12 protein-coding genes are annotated in these 14,481 nt (G+C 40.9%); 6 read left to right on the plus strand and 6 right to left on the minus strand.

The window, feature by feature from the left end:
* Positions 1-657: 657 nt before the first annotated feature.
* Positions 658-1,155 carry a VF530 family DNA-binding protein gene (locus ACRWQM_RS14730; protein ID WP_434928316.1) on the minus strand — a complete coding sequence of 166 codons (498 nt, stop codon included), beginning with the start codon at positions 1,153-1,155 and terminating at the stop codon, positions 658-660.
* Between the two features lie 246 nt (positions 1,156-1,401).
* Positions 1,402-2,841: a methyl-accepting chemotaxis protein gene (locus ACRWQM_RS14735; protein WP_226411055.1), complete on the minus strand. Its 1,440-nt coding sequence runs from the start codon at positions 2,839-2,841 to the stop codon at positions 1,402-1,404.
* Positions 2,842-3,067: 226 nt separating this feature from the next.
* Between ACRWQM_RS14735 and ACRWQM_RS14740 the strand changes: the two genes are divergently transcribed.
* Both ACRWQM_RS14740 and ACRWQM_RS14745 read left to right on the plus strand, forming a co-directional pair.
* Positions 3,068-3,928, plus strand: a complete 861-nt coding sequence (locus ACRWQM_RS14740) for a PA4780 family RIO1-like protein kinase (protein WP_434930477.1) — start codon at positions 3,068-3,070, stop codon at positions 3,926-3,928.
* A 296-nt stretch (positions 3,929-4,224) separates the two neighbouring features.
* Entirely contained in the window at positions 4,225-5,118 is an 894-nt protein-coding gene (locus ACRWQM_RS14745) for a substrate-binding periplasmic protein (protein WP_226411059.1), read from the plus strand.
* Positions 5,119-5,230: 112 nt separating this feature from the next.
* Here the strand turns inward: ACRWQM_RS14745 and ACRWQM_RS14750 are convergent, their stop codons facing one another.
* Complete coding sequence (locus tag ACRWQM_RS14750) at positions 5,231-5,620, minus strand: ribosome recycling factor family protein (protein WP_434930478.1); 390 nt, start codon at positions 5,618-5,620, stop codon at positions 5,231-5,233.
* A gap of 251 nt (positions 5,621-5,871) precedes the next feature.
* Between ACRWQM_RS14750 and ACRWQM_RS14755 the strand changes: the two genes are divergently transcribed.
* On the plus strand, positions 5,872-6,999 hold the full coding sequence (locus ACRWQM_RS14755; protein ID WP_434928314.1) for a Na/Pi symporter: 1,128 nt from the start codon (positions 5,872-5,874) through the stop codon (positions 6,997-6,999).
* Between the two features lie 85 nt (positions 7,000-7,084).
* On the opposite strand, the gene ACRWQM_RS14760 is transcribed toward ACRWQM_RS14755, so the two are convergent.
* Positions 7,085-7,630, minus strand: coding sequence for a hypothetical protein (locus ACRWQM_RS14760; protein ID WP_226411065.1), 546 nt, complete (start codon positions 7,628-7,630; stop codon positions 7,085-7,087).
* A 206-nt stretch (positions 7,631-7,836) separates the two neighbouring features.
* Here ACRWQM_RS14760 and ACRWQM_RS14765 point away from each other — a divergent pair, with 206 nt between their 5' ends.
* A complete protein-coding gene (locus ACRWQM_RS14765; protein ID WP_226416022.1) occupies positions 7,837-8,445 on the plus strand; it encodes a protein-disulfide isomerase in 609 nt (202 codons plus the stop codon).
* A gap of 149 nt (positions 8,446-8,594) precedes the next feature.
* Here the strand turns inward: ACRWQM_RS14765 and ACRWQM_RS14770 are convergent, their stop codons facing one another.
* On the minus strand, positions 8,595-9,227 hold the full coding sequence (locus ACRWQM_RS14770) for a LysE family translocator (protein ID WP_434928312.1): 633 nt from the start codon (positions 9,225-9,227) through the stop codon (positions 8,595-8,597).
* Positions 9,228-9,471: 244 nt separating this feature from the next.
* Between ACRWQM_RS14770 and ACRWQM_RS14775 the strand changes: the two genes are divergently transcribed.
* On the plus strand, positions 9,472-11,463 hold the full coding sequence (locus tag ACRWQM_RS14775; RefSeq protein ID WP_434930479.1) for a methyl-accepting chemotaxis protein: 1,992 nt from the start codon (positions 9,472-9,474) through the stop codon (positions 11,461-11,463).
* Between the two features lie 245 nt (positions 11,464-11,708).
* Here the strand turns inward: ACRWQM_RS14775 and ACRWQM_RS14780 are convergent, their stop codons facing one another.
* Positions 11,709-11,969, minus strand: a complete 261-nt coding sequence (locus tag ACRWQM_RS14780; RefSeq protein WP_226411077.1) for a DUF5062 family protein — start codon at positions 11,967-11,969, stop codon at positions 11,709-11,711.
* Between the two features lie 288 nt (positions 11,970-12,257).
* On the opposite strand from ACRWQM_RS14780, the gene ACRWQM_RS14785 reads away from it, so the two are divergent.
* Complete coding sequence (locus ACRWQM_RS14785; RefSeq protein WP_434928310.1) at positions 12,258-14,411, plus strand: M3 family metallopeptidase; 2,154 nt, start codon at positions 12,258-12,260, stop codon at positions 14,409-14,411.
* The last annotated feature ends 70 nt before the right edge of the window (positions 14,412-14,481 follow it).

Below are 14,481 nucleotides of genomic sequence, written 5' to 3' on the forward strand. Positions count from 1 at the left end.
TCCCTTATATAATAATTAATAAATCTATCGCGAAAATGCGATGCACTGAAGCTTGAATTATTGAATGTGACTATAAAGCTAAGGGAAACACTGTGGATAACAACGATAAAACGAAGAGATCTAAAGCTTTTCTTTTACTTAATATTCATTAATAACTCTGTTTGCCAGAGCAGGCTACATAATACCTCAGTTTTGATTATTGTAAAGACTTAATTAGTGCAAATTTATAAATACACCGTCTTTATTTTAAGGCAATACAATCAAACTGCTGCAATACAATGATAACAAGCTCTCTCGCCTAAACATTCTAGTACAGAGAATTCGGTCTTTCCATTTCTTTGTTGCACTATTTTTAAGGGAACAACCCTTGTTTTAACAATGTGCCTCAAACTGAAAAACTGAAGAAGCTCTGATTGGCCATATAATTCATGGAATTGGTGAAATTTGTCTTACTAGAGTGCAGATATAGCTATCCATTACGGATACTTATTATAGGAATAAAAAAATAGCGGATAAAAAAGTAGGTCATAGAAAAGTAGCGAATAAAAAAGCGCTACTTTTTGTTTATATTAATTAACTAAGTTGATTAAACCTGCGCAAGTTTAGCAACCAACTTGATCAATCAGTTGCTAAGTTAAAAGGCCTTTTAGCTAAAAACTAGTTACCCCAAGGATTTTTAGGGTCTTGCGATGGCGCTGGTCGATTGCTACTAGAACGTTTGTTCTGTGCATAAGCGTCTTGGGTTCTTGGCTTATCTTTACCATATTTAGGGCGACTATTATTTCGCTTCATCTCTTGATAATCCGATGTCGCTTTGTCACGCATCTCAGCAACTAATTCCACTGTTAGCTCTTGAGGTTTACGCGGCATAATGCCATCAAAAAATCCGCGTTCTCGAGGTTTTAACTCAAACTGCGCCGCACTGCCTTTAGGCATACGTTTAAAACGATAAAGGTAAAAGTTTTCTACGCGTTCCCTAGCCCATTCAGTCTTTTTTAAAAATTTCACAGCGGCTTCCATACTTGGGTTAGTATGAAAACACTCTAAACGCAGTGCTGCGTAAAGGATTTTCCAATCGTAAAAGTCAACTAGCTCTGTCACCATGGTTTCTAATTTTAAACCATGTAGTGGGTTATTCTGTTGTAATTCAATCATAAAGAGTTCCAATAACCGAATTTTCGGTTTTTTTGTAGCAAAAACGACAACGGTATCAATATCAATCTATTCAATATGAGCCGCCGAATACGCCTATGATAGCAAATAATCATATCACTCAGCCATCATCCTTATCTCAGCGAACCGCTAATATAAAAATAGCTTAGATATAAAATCTAAGCTATTGCAATCATATGAGTAAAACCCTTATCAGAGTCCCCCCATATTAAGCGGCCCAAAAGAGGCCTATGCTGTGTGGTAATGCTCTAAAATTTTACCTAAACTTTCTGATGCTTTAGATAAATCTTTAACACTATTTGACGACTGCTTTGCCAGGTCTTTAATTGTATTGGCTTTTTGACGGATATCGCTTAGCTCCGATGCAATATCATTTGCGACTGCACTTTGCTGCTGCGATGATGCTGCAATCTGGAAGCTCATATCGATGACGACTTGAGAAGATTCGTTAATTGAACTGACATCGGTACCAATAAGACTCACAAGCTCGCTACTGGTCTGTGCTTGCTTAACAGTATTCTGAGTAATACGGTCCATATTGTTGGTTTCTGATTGTAAGTTTTCAATCATAGTATGAATTTCTACCGTTGCAGCCTGAGTTCTACTGGCTAGGGTACGGACTTCATCGGCCACTACCGCAAAACCACGCCCCATCTCGCCTGCGCGCGCAGCTTCAATAGCAGCATTTAACGCCAATAAATTAGTTTGCTGGGAAATAGCATTAATAGTAGTGATGACATCATTAATATTAACCGCGTTTGTTTTTAGCGTATTAACTGACTCAGAGGTTTGCTCAATAAGCACTGATAATTGCTCAATCTCACTAATCGCTTTTTGGACTCGCTCAAAGCTTTGACTAATAGATTTTGAGTTTTGCTCAACTTGACTGACTGATTTCTGCGAGATGCTAGACACCTCGGCAGCAGAAGCGGTCATTTCCTCCATTGCCGTAGCAACCGAATCAAGAGATGAATACTGGTGATCAATTTGCAATTCGCTTTCATGGTTTACATTGGCAAACGAATTTGAAGTACTGTTTAATGTTTTAGCATTCGCTTTAACTGTAGTGACCAGCTCACTTAAAGTATCCATGGCTTTATCAAGTGCACAACCAATGGTACCAAACTCATCCCGGCCAGGATGGAAACCTAATCGAGAGGTAAGATTACCCTTGCCAATGTTTTCGGTCGTATTCCAAAGCACCCACAGCGCGCCGCCAATAAAGGTAGCATTCCAGTAAGTAATTAACCCGAAAGGCAATAGCCATAACAGGGTTAAAAACGCACTCGTTAACGCATCACTTTTAGCTGCGGCTTCTTGATTGGCAACAGCTTCAGTCAAAGCGTAATTCTCACCAGATGTTGCACGCATAACAGCAGTGATAGAGTCTCGGTTACGGCTTGACTGAGATAAGCCTGTAGTTTGAATATTTAATTTATCTAACTTATCTGTTTGTTCAGCACCATCAGTCGCTTGCAAAATACCTTTTAATTGGCTTTCAAGCATAAATTGTGACTGCTGCTCTATTAGGTTGATATTGTCTTGATAACGAAAAGTCGCTAGGCTGATTATTGCAAGTGCAAAGACACCAAATATGACCCAAAATTTGTCATTAATAGACATTTTAATAAATATTTTATCAATACTACGAAAATCAACTTCTTTCATACTTCAGTCCAACTCTTTAGTGATGACGGCATTTATGCAATCTTAGATTAAAAATGTACAAATGACAGCAAGGATAAATATAATATCTACATAGGACAAAAAACATGGCATTTGAGGTACATCATAAACATATCTTTTAGTATAAATAAACGTCACATTTACTTTGATGTAGAAAAACCCTCGTTTGGGCATTCCATCCTACGCATATTTACGGTATAAGGACGCAATGAAAATCCCAAAAAGAATCCAACCTCTGGTTGAAGAAGGCTTGGTGGACGAAGTCCTCAGTCAATTAATGAGTGGCAAAGAAGCTACTGTTTATGTCGTGCGTTGCGGCGAGGATATTCGCTGCGCCAAAGTTTATAAAGATGTAGACAAGCGAAGCTTTAAACAAGCAGTGCAATATCAAGAAGGCCGTAAAGTTCGCAATAGTCGCCGCGCTAGAGCGATGGAAAAGGGATCGAAATTTGGCCGCGACCAACAAGAAGAAGCCTGGCAGAATGCCGAGGTCGATGCACTGTATAAGCTAGCGGATGCAGGCGTACGTGTGCCTAAGCCTTATGGCTGCTATTCAGGCGTATTGTTGATGGAATTGGTCACAGATAATGACGGTATGGTAGCACCGCGCCTAAACGACGTTGAAATGACAACCGAGGATGCTATTCGTGATCATGCCAGCATGATTGAATATACTAAGTTAATGTTATGTGCTGGTTTAGTTCATGGTGATTTATCTGAATTTAATGTACTGGTAGATAGTAACGGGCCTGTCATTATTGACTTACCTCAAGCTGTTGATGCGGCCGCCAATAACAATGCAGAATGGATGTTTGCCCGCGATGTAAACAACATGACCAACTACTATAGTCAATTCGCTCCAGAGCTTGCCGTGACTAAGTATGCCAAAGAAATGTGGGCATTATTTGAAGCGGGAGAGTTAACTCCTCTTTCGAAACTGACCGGCGAATTCCAAGAAAGTGAGCATATTGCCGATGTGGGTGCCATTCTTGAGGAAATTAATGCTGCTAGGGAAGAAGAACAAGAACGCTTACAGCGAATTGTAGACGCAAATTCTGACCAAGACTAGTTTGTAGAATCGATGATATAAAATGTTCATGGTGCTTTATGTTCACTAGTGGAGTTGTTCTACTCCACTTAAATTAGCCTTAGCCGCATATGATGACTTAACTTTTCTCTATTTTTTGACGTGAGCTAACTCTTAAAAATAATTTCTCAGCAAATCAATATTATTCTAATTTAATCATCTTTGGCGCTAGCGATGAGCGGGATAGCAGGCTAGGATGAAGTAAGTTTAGTAAAATATTAATTTCTACGTAAGGGAATTCATTCCACGCTCAATACCAAAGCAAAACAGTGGCCAATATGATATTGAAAAATACATTGTTATTTACTCTGCTATTCTGTTGCCAGTCTTACATTGTTTGGGGGCAAAATGCAGAATCAATTTGTTCTGAACCGATAAAAGTCGGCTTTAATGATTGGGCACCCTACTCTTGGGTTGACGCCTCAGGTAATGCTGTCGGACTCGATATCGACATGCTTACTCTTGTTGCTAATAATCTTGGCTGCCAAGTAAACTTTATCCACATGCCGATTAAGCGTGCTCACCAAATGTTAAAAGCTGGCACCTTAGACATGATGATGGGAGCCAGCTACACAAAAGAGCGAGAGAAGTATGCCTTTTTTAGCCAATCATACAGAGATGAAGAAATAAGATTGTTTACCAAGGCAGATACCTTACCTCAAATTAGTATAGAAAAATGGCAGGATATTTTTAGTCAGAAGTTAACGCTGTTAGTGCCTACCTATGGCTGGTATGGGAAGGACTATTTACAGTCAAAAGCAGAATTACAAAATCAGGGCTTATTAGTTATTAGCCAGGATGCGGCACAATCGGTAAGGATGCTCGCCTATAAAAGAGGCGATATTCTGATCGGCGACTCCATTTCTTTACCTTACATAGCGAATCAATCAGAGAATCTTGCACTAGAACCATTACCTCTTCTTGTAGACAGCAATAAAATTCATTTCATGTTAAGTAAACAAACAAAAAGCTCTGGCTTATTACAGGAAATAAACAATGCCATCTCCACCCTATCAAACCGCGGGGCATTAGCAAAGGTGGTTAACAAATGGCAGAATATTTCTGTCGCACAAACCCCAAAAACATCTACTGAAGAACCAATCCAAGCACCTGCTGTTATAGACAATCATGGTGCTTTCAATTATACGGGCCAAGGGCAGCTAAGCCGTTAGTGATTGATGACTAACACTGCAGCTTTAGGCTAGCGTTTTCCCCTTAATCGCGCTGAAGTTATTACTTTAGAATAACAAAGTTAGCGTTAGATTATGTGTTTCCAGAGAAAACTTAATATAAATCAGCATTAAAACGGGCAACTCTTGCTTCAGCTACAGTGCAATCGGTGATCTGCATTAATTCACTTAAGGTGATATTGGGGCTTTGGATGATTAAACGTTTAAGCTTGTTTTCTAACGATTCTAACTTGTCAGCATGACCTAGTAAGCCTGTATCAATTTTTTGGATTAAATAACCAAACGCCTCAGTCTGCTCTGTTTTTAATCGCATTGAAAATGATTGCACCTGAATCGCCGAACCTATTATCAGCCAGTTCCTCGAACGACGCACACGTTTAAGCTCACAACCAGATTGCAAGGCTATAGCTTTAGCATGCTTAACATTGTTTCCCTCTATTCGATGAATAAGTGAAGGCAGTGAAATAGTGATCGGTTCATCCATTGATATGTTTACCAAGATAATGTTTATCGTTAACTGAATACAGAGTAACACCGTAACAAGTCGCCGCACCTAAAAATATAAACCAATATTTTCAAAAGCTTATATTAAAAACCACACTCTGAATTTTACATGAAAAAGATCACGCTTTTTGTTAGAAATATATTTTCAATTTGCTCTGCCAAACTGATTACTTTTTTTTGCCTTCTGATAGAATGCGCCGCGTCACATAAGTGTCATTTTGGAGTTGTTGCATGAGCGTTTCTCCCTTACCAATTGGCAATACATTGCGTTGGTTCAGTTTAATAGCATCACTGTATTTACTATTGCTTGCTGTCGCAATGATAAGTACAGGTTTTAAATTAGCAAGCGGTGAACAAGCAATGGCATTGTTTGAGTTTGCTTCACACCCTGTAACCGGATTAATGGTCGGTTTAATTGCCACCGCGTTAATCCAATCATCAAGTACTACTACCAGTATTATTGTCGGCTTAGTCGCTGGCGGTTTACCTCTACAAATCGCTATTCCCATGATCATGGGAGCAAATATAGGCACCACCTTAACCAATACCTTAGTTAGCTTAGGACACTTACGTTGTCAGCATGAATTTCGTCGTGCCTTTGCAGGCGCAACCGTACATGACTTCTTCAATTTACTCGCGGTGTGTATCTTCTTACCATTAGAAATTATGTTTGGCTTACTGGAAAAGTTAAGCGGCTGGATAGTCGCCCCTTTTGCTGCAATGGGCAGTTCTGGCAGCATTGGTTTCGATTTTATCAAACCGATGACAAAGCCTGTAACCGAATTTATTTCCAGCCAACTACAGTTTGAAAACCCAATCATTAATGGCACGATTGTCATTGGATTGGGTATATTCATTTTGTTTTTTGCGGTGTTATTTATGGGGCAGCAACTGAAAACCTTAATGGTTGGACGCGCAGAAACAATCTTAAAAACGGCATTGGGTCGCGGACCTGGTCATGGCATTGCAGCAGGTACAGCTGTGACAGTGCTGGTGCAATCTTCATCCACCACGACAAGTTTGATAGTGCCGCTTATAGGCAACAATATTATTACCCTAAAAGAAGCTTATCCCTTCACCTTAGGCGCGAATATTGGCACCTGTATTACCGCATTACTGGCGGCAATGGCTGTTTCTGGCGATCACGCAATATTGGGATTACAAATCGCACTTGTGCATTTGTGTTTTAACGTATTAGGTGTATTAGTGCTTTACGGTATCCCTTTATTCCGCAACTGGCCGATATATTGTGCCGAATGGTTAGCTGAAAAAGCCCAACAGAATAAGTTAACGGTAGTGGCTTATATTGCTACCGTCTTCTTTATTATTCCTGCGGCCTTGATTACGATAACCAACTGATCGCCGTTTAGATAAAATAAGCAGATTATATTGATGGGGTTGAGACAAAATCTGAACCCCATTTTTTATTTAACCCGATCAGAGATTATTTAGTCTGACACTCAAGTAGAAGTTGCTGAAAATGGCCACCTAAATCTTGGGTAGCAAATTGCTCACTAGCCATTGCCATTTGCTGCATACTGGCTATGGCGCCCGTTACCCCTTGCTGCTCAATTAATGCCTTAGCGTAAGACGCGGCATCAGCCCCCTTTTGAAGCAAACTAGCCACTTGTTCAAAGCTGACATCTTGCTCCAGTAACTTTTGTACTGAACCTATTAATTCAGCAACCTGAGCTGACTCAGCCAAAGCACCTTCCACACTGACTAACTCACCAAGCGGATCTTGACTTAATTTGGCAGCAACACATGCTGACACGCTACCCGTTTCAGCGCTCTTAATCACCGCATCAATGCCTTCGCTTCGAACAGCCTCTATGGCGGATTTTAGCTGTTCATCTTTCGCTAACCAAAGCGCTTCTGCTTGTTGTTTTTCATCAGCACCGAAAAAGCCACAACCAGACAATACAACTCCCGTAGCCAAACAACTGCCTATGACTAAAACACGTGTTTTCGATAAAAAAGCCTGCGACATTCTCACTCCTGCAATCAAGTATGATTTATTAAGGTTAATGCCATGACTGTATAGGTCAGACGTTAAACCAGCATGAATAATCACAAGATATCCATTAGTCTTATCAACAGAGTTTATCATTGGACAATAAACACTGATTCAATGATTGAATAATGCCAACAAACTATTTAGGATCAACTTATCAACCGCCAACAAGAATGACCTTAATGACCACCGAGCTTTATTTTATCTACGACTCACACTGCCCTTGGAGCTATGCCGCAACACCTTTGGTCAATGCATTGCAAGCAGCCTACCCTGAAATGATTGTTCACTTATTACACAGTGCGCATTACATAGGCCAAGACAGTGCTGGCGAAGAACAGATGGAAGCCGCTGCACGGATCAGTGGACTTAAGTTTGGCAGAGATCATATCCGCTATGTAAATAGCCCTAAGAACTCAGTGAAAACCGCAAACCTAATGGGATGGGTACAAAGCAAACAAGCCAGCAAACAATTAGATGTGTTAAATGCTATACAAAGGGCACATTTCATTGAAGGCAACCCGTTAGATAACAAACACGATTTCAATGCCATTGTCGAAAAATTTAAACTATCGCCATCAAATAAAGTGTTTAAAGATGAGCTGAGTATAGAAGCAGAACACGTGCTAGAAGGCATTGAAGAAATTCAACAAGTCATCGGTACTGCAGGCTTCCCTGTTATGGTCATGACCGTCAATGACAACGCTATTTTTATCGACCACTCACAATATCTAAGCAGTCCTCATGCTGTGGTTGCTGCGGTTGAAAAAGAAATCGCTGCAATTAAATAATGAGCAATTAACTAGCCTAAAGTGAATCTAACTCGGCAATAGATTAATATCTGTAGCGTAAATAGATAATAAAAAGCCACGGTTTATAACCGTAGCTTTTTATTGTTTAGTTTCTAATAACACATTTATTCAATGCGTTAACTAACATTCTATATTTGAGAAGACAGTAACCAAATCGCCAAAGCAAAAAATATCACGCCCATAAACTTGTTCTGATATGTACGAAACTTTTCATTATTCAGCAAGGGTTTACCTAAACTTCCCACTAAAGCCACCAGCAACAAATTAAACAACAATCCCATCACATTAAGCAATAGCCCTAATGCCAGCATTTGCTCGCCTGAACTGGCACTAAGCTGAGTAGAGACAAACTGCGGTAAAAACAAAACAAAAAACAGCAGTGCTTTAGGATTAAGAAGGTTACTGGTAACTGCGCGGCGATAAAGCAATTTAGCTAAGTTATTTTGCTGCTCTATTTCAGGGGCCTCTGTTGCGAGACTGCGCATACAGTCCCAGCCCATTTTAAGCAAATAAGCACCACCCAGTAAACGCAATAACTCTAATGCCATTGGATTCATGGCAACCAATGCAGACACCCCCATGGCCGCAAGCAAGGTTAAAATAAGCCCAGAAGTTGCATTGCCTAAGCTGGCATATACACCCACTTTGCGGCCATAGCTGAGGCTAGAGCTGGCGATTAATAGCATGTCAGGACCCGGTATTAATAGAAGAGCGATAACAGTGGTTAAATAAACAGGCAGTAAAGCTAGGTCAATCATCATAACGGCACAAATATTAGGTCAGCAGCAAAAGAAGGGGCGGATTCTACAGCTAACCAACATGAATTAAAATCATCTTGGGCTAAAAGTAAAAGTTACCCTGGCAGAGTTACATTACAAGTAACGGTATAGCTGACGATATAAACAACCGAATGAAAAGATAGTGACTATAATATTACTAGCGTTAATTCGTGATGCTAAAGCGAAAGTAACATCCGGTTCAGTGAGCTCGTAAAGGGTATTCCTAATGGAAAAGCAAACGTTATTAATTTCACAAAAAGCGACCTACCTTAGTGTGGGTTTATTAGTCACAGCAATTGTACTTATTTATGTGGTAATGCAGACATTAGCATTACCGGTTATTCAAAAAGAGGTTGAGAAGAAAGAGCTATTACGTATTTCGGCCAGTGTTAATGAAGTAAGAATTGAACTCAGTAAAGGCGCGGTGTTGACCCAAAGCTTAGCCTCGTTAGCAGCAACTTTACCCTTAGATGAACAACAATTTTCGCTGCTATTCCCCCAAATAATTGACCAGTTTGGCAATGCCAATGTCGCTGGCGGGGGCATTTGGCCAGAACCTAACGCTTTTAGCTCAGGTGTGGCATTAAAATCTTTTTTTTGGGCACGAAATGCTTCAGGGCAATTAGACAAAATTGATGATTACAATAAACCGAGTGGTCCTGGCTATCATAATGAAGCCTGGTATATTGCGGGGCGTTCACTTAACACTGGACAATGCGGTTGGTCTGAAGCTTATGAAGATCCGGTCAGTGGCACCGCCATGGTCACCTGCACTGTCGCAATTAATCGAGCAGGTCAGTTTTGGGGAGTGGCAACCGTTGATTTAATGCTAGCGGGTTTAGACAAGCTGTTTAAGCGCCAAAACCAAGAATCGGGCGGGTTCAACTTTGTACTTGGTCAAGACAATCAAATTATTAGCTTTCCAAGTATTCGCTCAACATCCCTTGATATGAAAAAACTCAATGATGTTGTCACCCAAGATAGCAGCTTACAACCGCTATTAAGCGCAATCAACAGCGGCCAGACCATCATTCAACTGCCAGAGGGCGTTGTTGAAGGCAGTGGCTCTATGTTGGCGATAATGGATATGGCAGAAGAAGGCATGAAGATTGGCATAGTGCTACCTGACCCTATCATCCAAAAACCTATCAGTGATTTAAGCTTAAGCTTATATGCTACGCTTATTCCAATGCTGCTTTTTTTTGTTGGTATTCTGATTTTGAATGCCAACAAAGTGATGCAATGGGTGAATGAGACCACTGCGCAAATTCGCATGTTAATCAGTGGTGGTTCTGCTGCGACGCTCAAAATTGACAGGCATGATGAAATAGGAAATTTAAAACAAGCTGTTAACCAATACAGCGAACATCTTAAGGGCTTACTTGGACAGATAGCAAACGAAGCAGTGGAGGCCAAAGCCCGAGCCAAACAGCTAAATGATATGTCCTCTATGCTAAAGCAGCGCGCTGAGTCACAACTAACAGAAAACCACATGCTTGCCGCTGCCATCACAGAAATGTCAGCCAGCGCCGCAGAGGTTGCACGAAACACCAAATCAACCTCAGAAACCGTCGACGAATCCCAAGGTCTGGTTCAACGACGTATGGATGATGTTAAAGAAAATAGTAAAGCCAACCAGGCATTGTCAGAAGTACTTCAACAAACTGCCAATATTATTAATCGTCTTGCGTCGGACTCTCAACAAATGGGTACTATGTTAGATGTGATTAAAAGTATTTCAGAGCAAACGAATTTGTTGGCATTAAATGCCGCCATTGAAGCCGCTAGAGCGGGTGAACAGGGGCGCGGGTTTGCGGTGGTTGCAGATGAAGTAAGAACCCTAGCAGGCCGCTCTCAAGAGTCAGCCAGCAAGATAGAAGCTATGATAGCTCAGTTACAAACATCGGCTAGCCAGGGCGTGAATATTATTGTCAGTTCACAGTCTTTATCGAGTGAGTCTTTGACTCGATCAGAGAAAGTTATTGCAGGATTTAATGAAATTATCGAAGTGTTTAGCGGCATAAGTCGCAGCACTTCGCAAATAGCAGTAGCAGCCAGTGAGCAGTCAAACGTGTCGGGCGAAATTAACCAGCTTGCCGAAAACATTAGAGTCAGTAATGACTTAAATGCCAAGGATGCGCTTGAATTAGCCAATGTCAGTAGCTCGTCATCAGAGTTGTCAAATCGTCTGTATGATTTGAGTAAAGGCTATGCTTAGTGATCAGGCTGTAAGCTACAGGACTATTGGGCATATATAGCGTTGTCACCATAAGATGAGTGACATAGCCGAAAATAGCCCAACAAAAAAGCGAACTCTTTAAAGTTCGCTTTTTTTCTAACATTTAACAATCTCTAAAATGTAACCATGACTGAAAAGTAACAGACGCTGGAATGTAGTAATCGCTTGAATAAAGCAATGCCAAAGGCCATTAATACCGTTAACGCTATCATTAAGAGTAAAGATCAGTTGAGTAATTCGTGCTCTTTAGGCAGTTGCTTACTGATCCATAATATCAATTTATGCTTGCGATTCGGACCATCATCTTTATCTTCGGCCAAGGCTTGAATCAGGTTGTCTTCAACCAATAATCGATAAATACATTCCACTTTATCTTTGGGTGAAATACCTTTTCCAAAATCAGCAAAACCCCGTTTTTGCGCGTAGCCCATGCCTATTTCCATTGCAAGTTTTAGCAGTTTTGTATCGTGTTTACCCGCTTTCATCTATCGCCCTTATCGTGCGTATGCATCATTATTAAGCTACGCGAATATCCATAAAATACCACTAAAATTTATGACTTAGATTCCTATATATCTCGCAAATATCACTATTGGTGGCATAGATTTTAAAAATTAATCTTAGTTAATATCATAACCCTATGCGGCAAGGCGAAGGCTTGGTATTGTATTGAGGTTATTATTTTATGTTTTTACGGCCACTATTCAACGCTACGATCATATTTTGAATAGGCGTAAAACACCTCAATCGGGCAAAGACCCAAGGATATTTCAATGCGTAAAACCCTTATAACAACAGCAGTCAGTGCTGCACTGATGCTTAGCGCCTGTTCAGAGCAATCAGCAGACACTTCAATGACCAGCAAAACGACCGCAGAGGCATCAACAATGACAAAAACGCCTGCCGCTGCCGACAACGTGCTATTAACGCCAAGCCCTTTACAATATATGGCGCCGCAATTTGATAAACTAAAAGCGAGTGACTACTTACCTGCATTTGAACAGGGCATGTCAGAACACAAAGCAGAAATTGCCGCGATTACTAATAACACTGAAGCCGCCACGTTTGACAACACCATTGTCGCGTTAGAAAAAACCGGTGCTATTTTAGACCGTACTCAACGCGCCTTTTTCAATCTTACCGGGTTAATTTCTGACGACAATTTCATCAGCGTTGAAGAACAAATTGTTCCTAAGTTAACGGCGCACCAGGACAATATTTATCTTGATGAAAAGCTTTTTGCCCGCATTCAAACTATTTATAAAAACAAAGCGACATTAACCGGTGAAGATTTACGCTTAGTAGAAGTTTACTACGAGCGTTTTGTACGTTCAGGCGCTGAATTGTCTGATGCAGACAAAAGCACAATGCGTCAGTTAAACGGTGAATTAGCCAAGTTTGAAACCAGCTTCTCACAAAACGTGTTGAAATCATTCACAGATGACGTGATCTTGGTTGAAGATAAAGCGCAACTTGACGGTTTATCAGATAACGACATCGCATCACTAGCCTCTGCGGCAAAAGCTGCCGGCAAAACGGGTTATATGATCACCTTAGTGAACACCACCACTCAGCCACTTTTATCTAGCCTTAAAAACCGCGATTTACGTAAAAAACTGTGGCAAACCTCTGCTTATCGCGCCATGGAAACTAACGCGCCGTTAAACATTAAAATAGCTCAGTTACGTGCACAAAAAGCGCAACTATTAGGTTACCCAACATGGGCGGCTTACTCACTAGGCGATCAAATGGCAAAAAACCCAGAAGCGGTTTACGGCATACTTGACGACCTAGCACCAAAAGCACTGGTTAAAGCAAAAATTGAAGCTGCTGATATTCAAGCTGAAATTGTTAAAGATGGTAAAGACTTTACCCTTGAGCCATGGGACTGGGCTTACTATGCAGAGAAAGTACGTACCGCTAAATATGACCTAGACGACGGCCAGGTTAAGCCTTATTTTGAAATGAACACTGTACTAAATGACGGCTTGTTCTTTGCGATGAATAAGCTTTATGGCATCACAGTTAAGCCGCGCGCTGATTTACCTGTGTGGCATAAAGATGTGACCGCATATGAAATATTTAACCAAGACGGCAGCTCAATTGGCCTGTTCTATTTAGACCCATATGCACGCCAAGGTAAGCGTGGTGGAGCCTGGATGGATGAATTGGTTAGCCAATCATTCTTAAAAAATACTAAGCCAGTGGTCTATAACGTGCTGAATATTCCTAAGCCTGCCGAAGGTCAGCCTACACTGATGACATTTGACGAAGTGAGCACCATGTTCCATGAATTTGGACATGCTATTCACGGCTTATACTCACAGGTTAAATATCCAAGTTTAGCGGGCACTTTAACCGCACGTGACTTTGTTGAGTTTCCATCACAAGCCAACGAAGACTGGAGTATAGAGCCACAAGTGCTAGCAAACTACGCTAAGCACTATCAAACCGGCGAGCCTATTCCGGCTGAACTTCTTGCTAAAGTATTAAAGTCACATACCTTTAACCAAGGTTTTGGTACGGTTGAGTACTTAGCTGCAGCGCTGCTTGATATGGAATGGCACTCAATTGCTGCAGGAACTGAAATTAGTGATGTTGCCGCTTTTGAAAAACAAGCACTAGCAAAACACGGTTTAGATTACACGCCTGTAGCACCACGCTATAAAACCACCTATTTTAGCCACAGCTTCGGCGGCGGTTATTCAGCCGGTTACTACGCTTACTTATGGACTGAAGTGTTTGCCGCAGACGCGTTCTCGCACATGATGTCACAAGGTGGTTTAACCCTAGAAAATGGCCAAAAATATCGTGATGCAGTGTTGTCAAAAGGTAATAGCCAGGATCTAATGCAAAGCTATATCGACTTTGCCGGTAAAAAACCTTCAACTGACGCGCTATTAAAGCGTCGTGGTTTAGTTAACTAACCTCTGGTTTTGATAACTTAACGTCAGTAATCAGTAACCTTGATAATCGACCTCAGAATGATATCTGGGG

The organism is Shewanella sp. HL-SH5, from assembly GCF_051163755.1.
GTDB classification, from domain to species: domain Bacteria; phylum Pseudomonadota; class Gammaproteobacteria; order Enterobacterales; family Shewanellaceae; genus Shewanella; species Shewanella glacialimarina.

Excerpts from the sequence above, each read along its gene's own strand:
- ACRWQM_RS14730 (WP_434928316.1), bottom strand. The coding sequence starts at position 1,155 with ATGATTGAATTACAACAGAATAACCCACTACATGGTTTAAAATTAGAA.
- ACRWQM_RS14735 (WP_226411055.1), bottom strand. The coding sequence starts at position 2,841 with ATGAAAGAAGTTGATTTTCGTAGTATTGATAAAATATTTATTAAAATG.
- ACRWQM_RS14740 (WP_434930477.1), top strand. The coding sequence starts at position 3,068 with ATGAAAATCCCAAAAAGAATCCAACCTCTGGTTGAAGAAGGCTTGGTG.
- ACRWQM_RS14745 (WP_226411059.1), top strand. The coding sequence starts at position 4,225 with ATGATATTGAAAAATACATTGTTATTTACTCTGCTATTCTGTTGCCAG.
- ACRWQM_RS14750 (WP_434930478.1), bottom strand. The coding sequence starts at position 5,620 with ATGGATGAACCGATCACTATTTCACTGCCTTCACTTATTCATCGAATA.
- ACRWQM_RS14755 (WP_434928314.1), top strand. The coding sequence starts at position 5,872 with ATGAGCGTTTCTCCCTTACCAATTGGCAATACATTGCGTTGGTTCAGT.
- ACRWQM_RS14760 (WP_226411065.1), bottom strand. The coding sequence starts at position 7,630 with ATGTCGCAGGCTTTTTTATCGAAAACACGTGTTTTAGTCATAGGCAGT.
- ACRWQM_RS14765 (WP_226416022.1), top strand. The coding sequence starts at position 7,837 with ATGACCACCGAGCTTTATTTTATCTACGACTCACACTGCCCTTGGAGC.
- ACRWQM_RS14770 (WP_434928312.1), bottom strand. The coding sequence starts at position 9,227 with ATGATGATTGACCTAGCTTTACTGCCTGTTTATTTAACCACTGTTATC.
- ACRWQM_RS14775 (WP_434930479.1), top strand. The coding sequence starts at position 9,472 with ATGGAAAAGCAAACGTTATTAATTTCACAAAAAGCGACCTACCTTAGT.
- ACRWQM_RS14780 (WP_226411077.1), bottom strand. The coding sequence starts at position 11,969 with ATGAAAGCGGGTAAACACGATACAAAACTGCTAAAACTTGCAATGGAA.
- ACRWQM_RS14785 (WP_434928310.1), top strand. The coding sequence starts at position 12,258 with ATGCGTAAAACCCTTATAACAACAGCAGTCAGTGCTGCACTGATGCTT.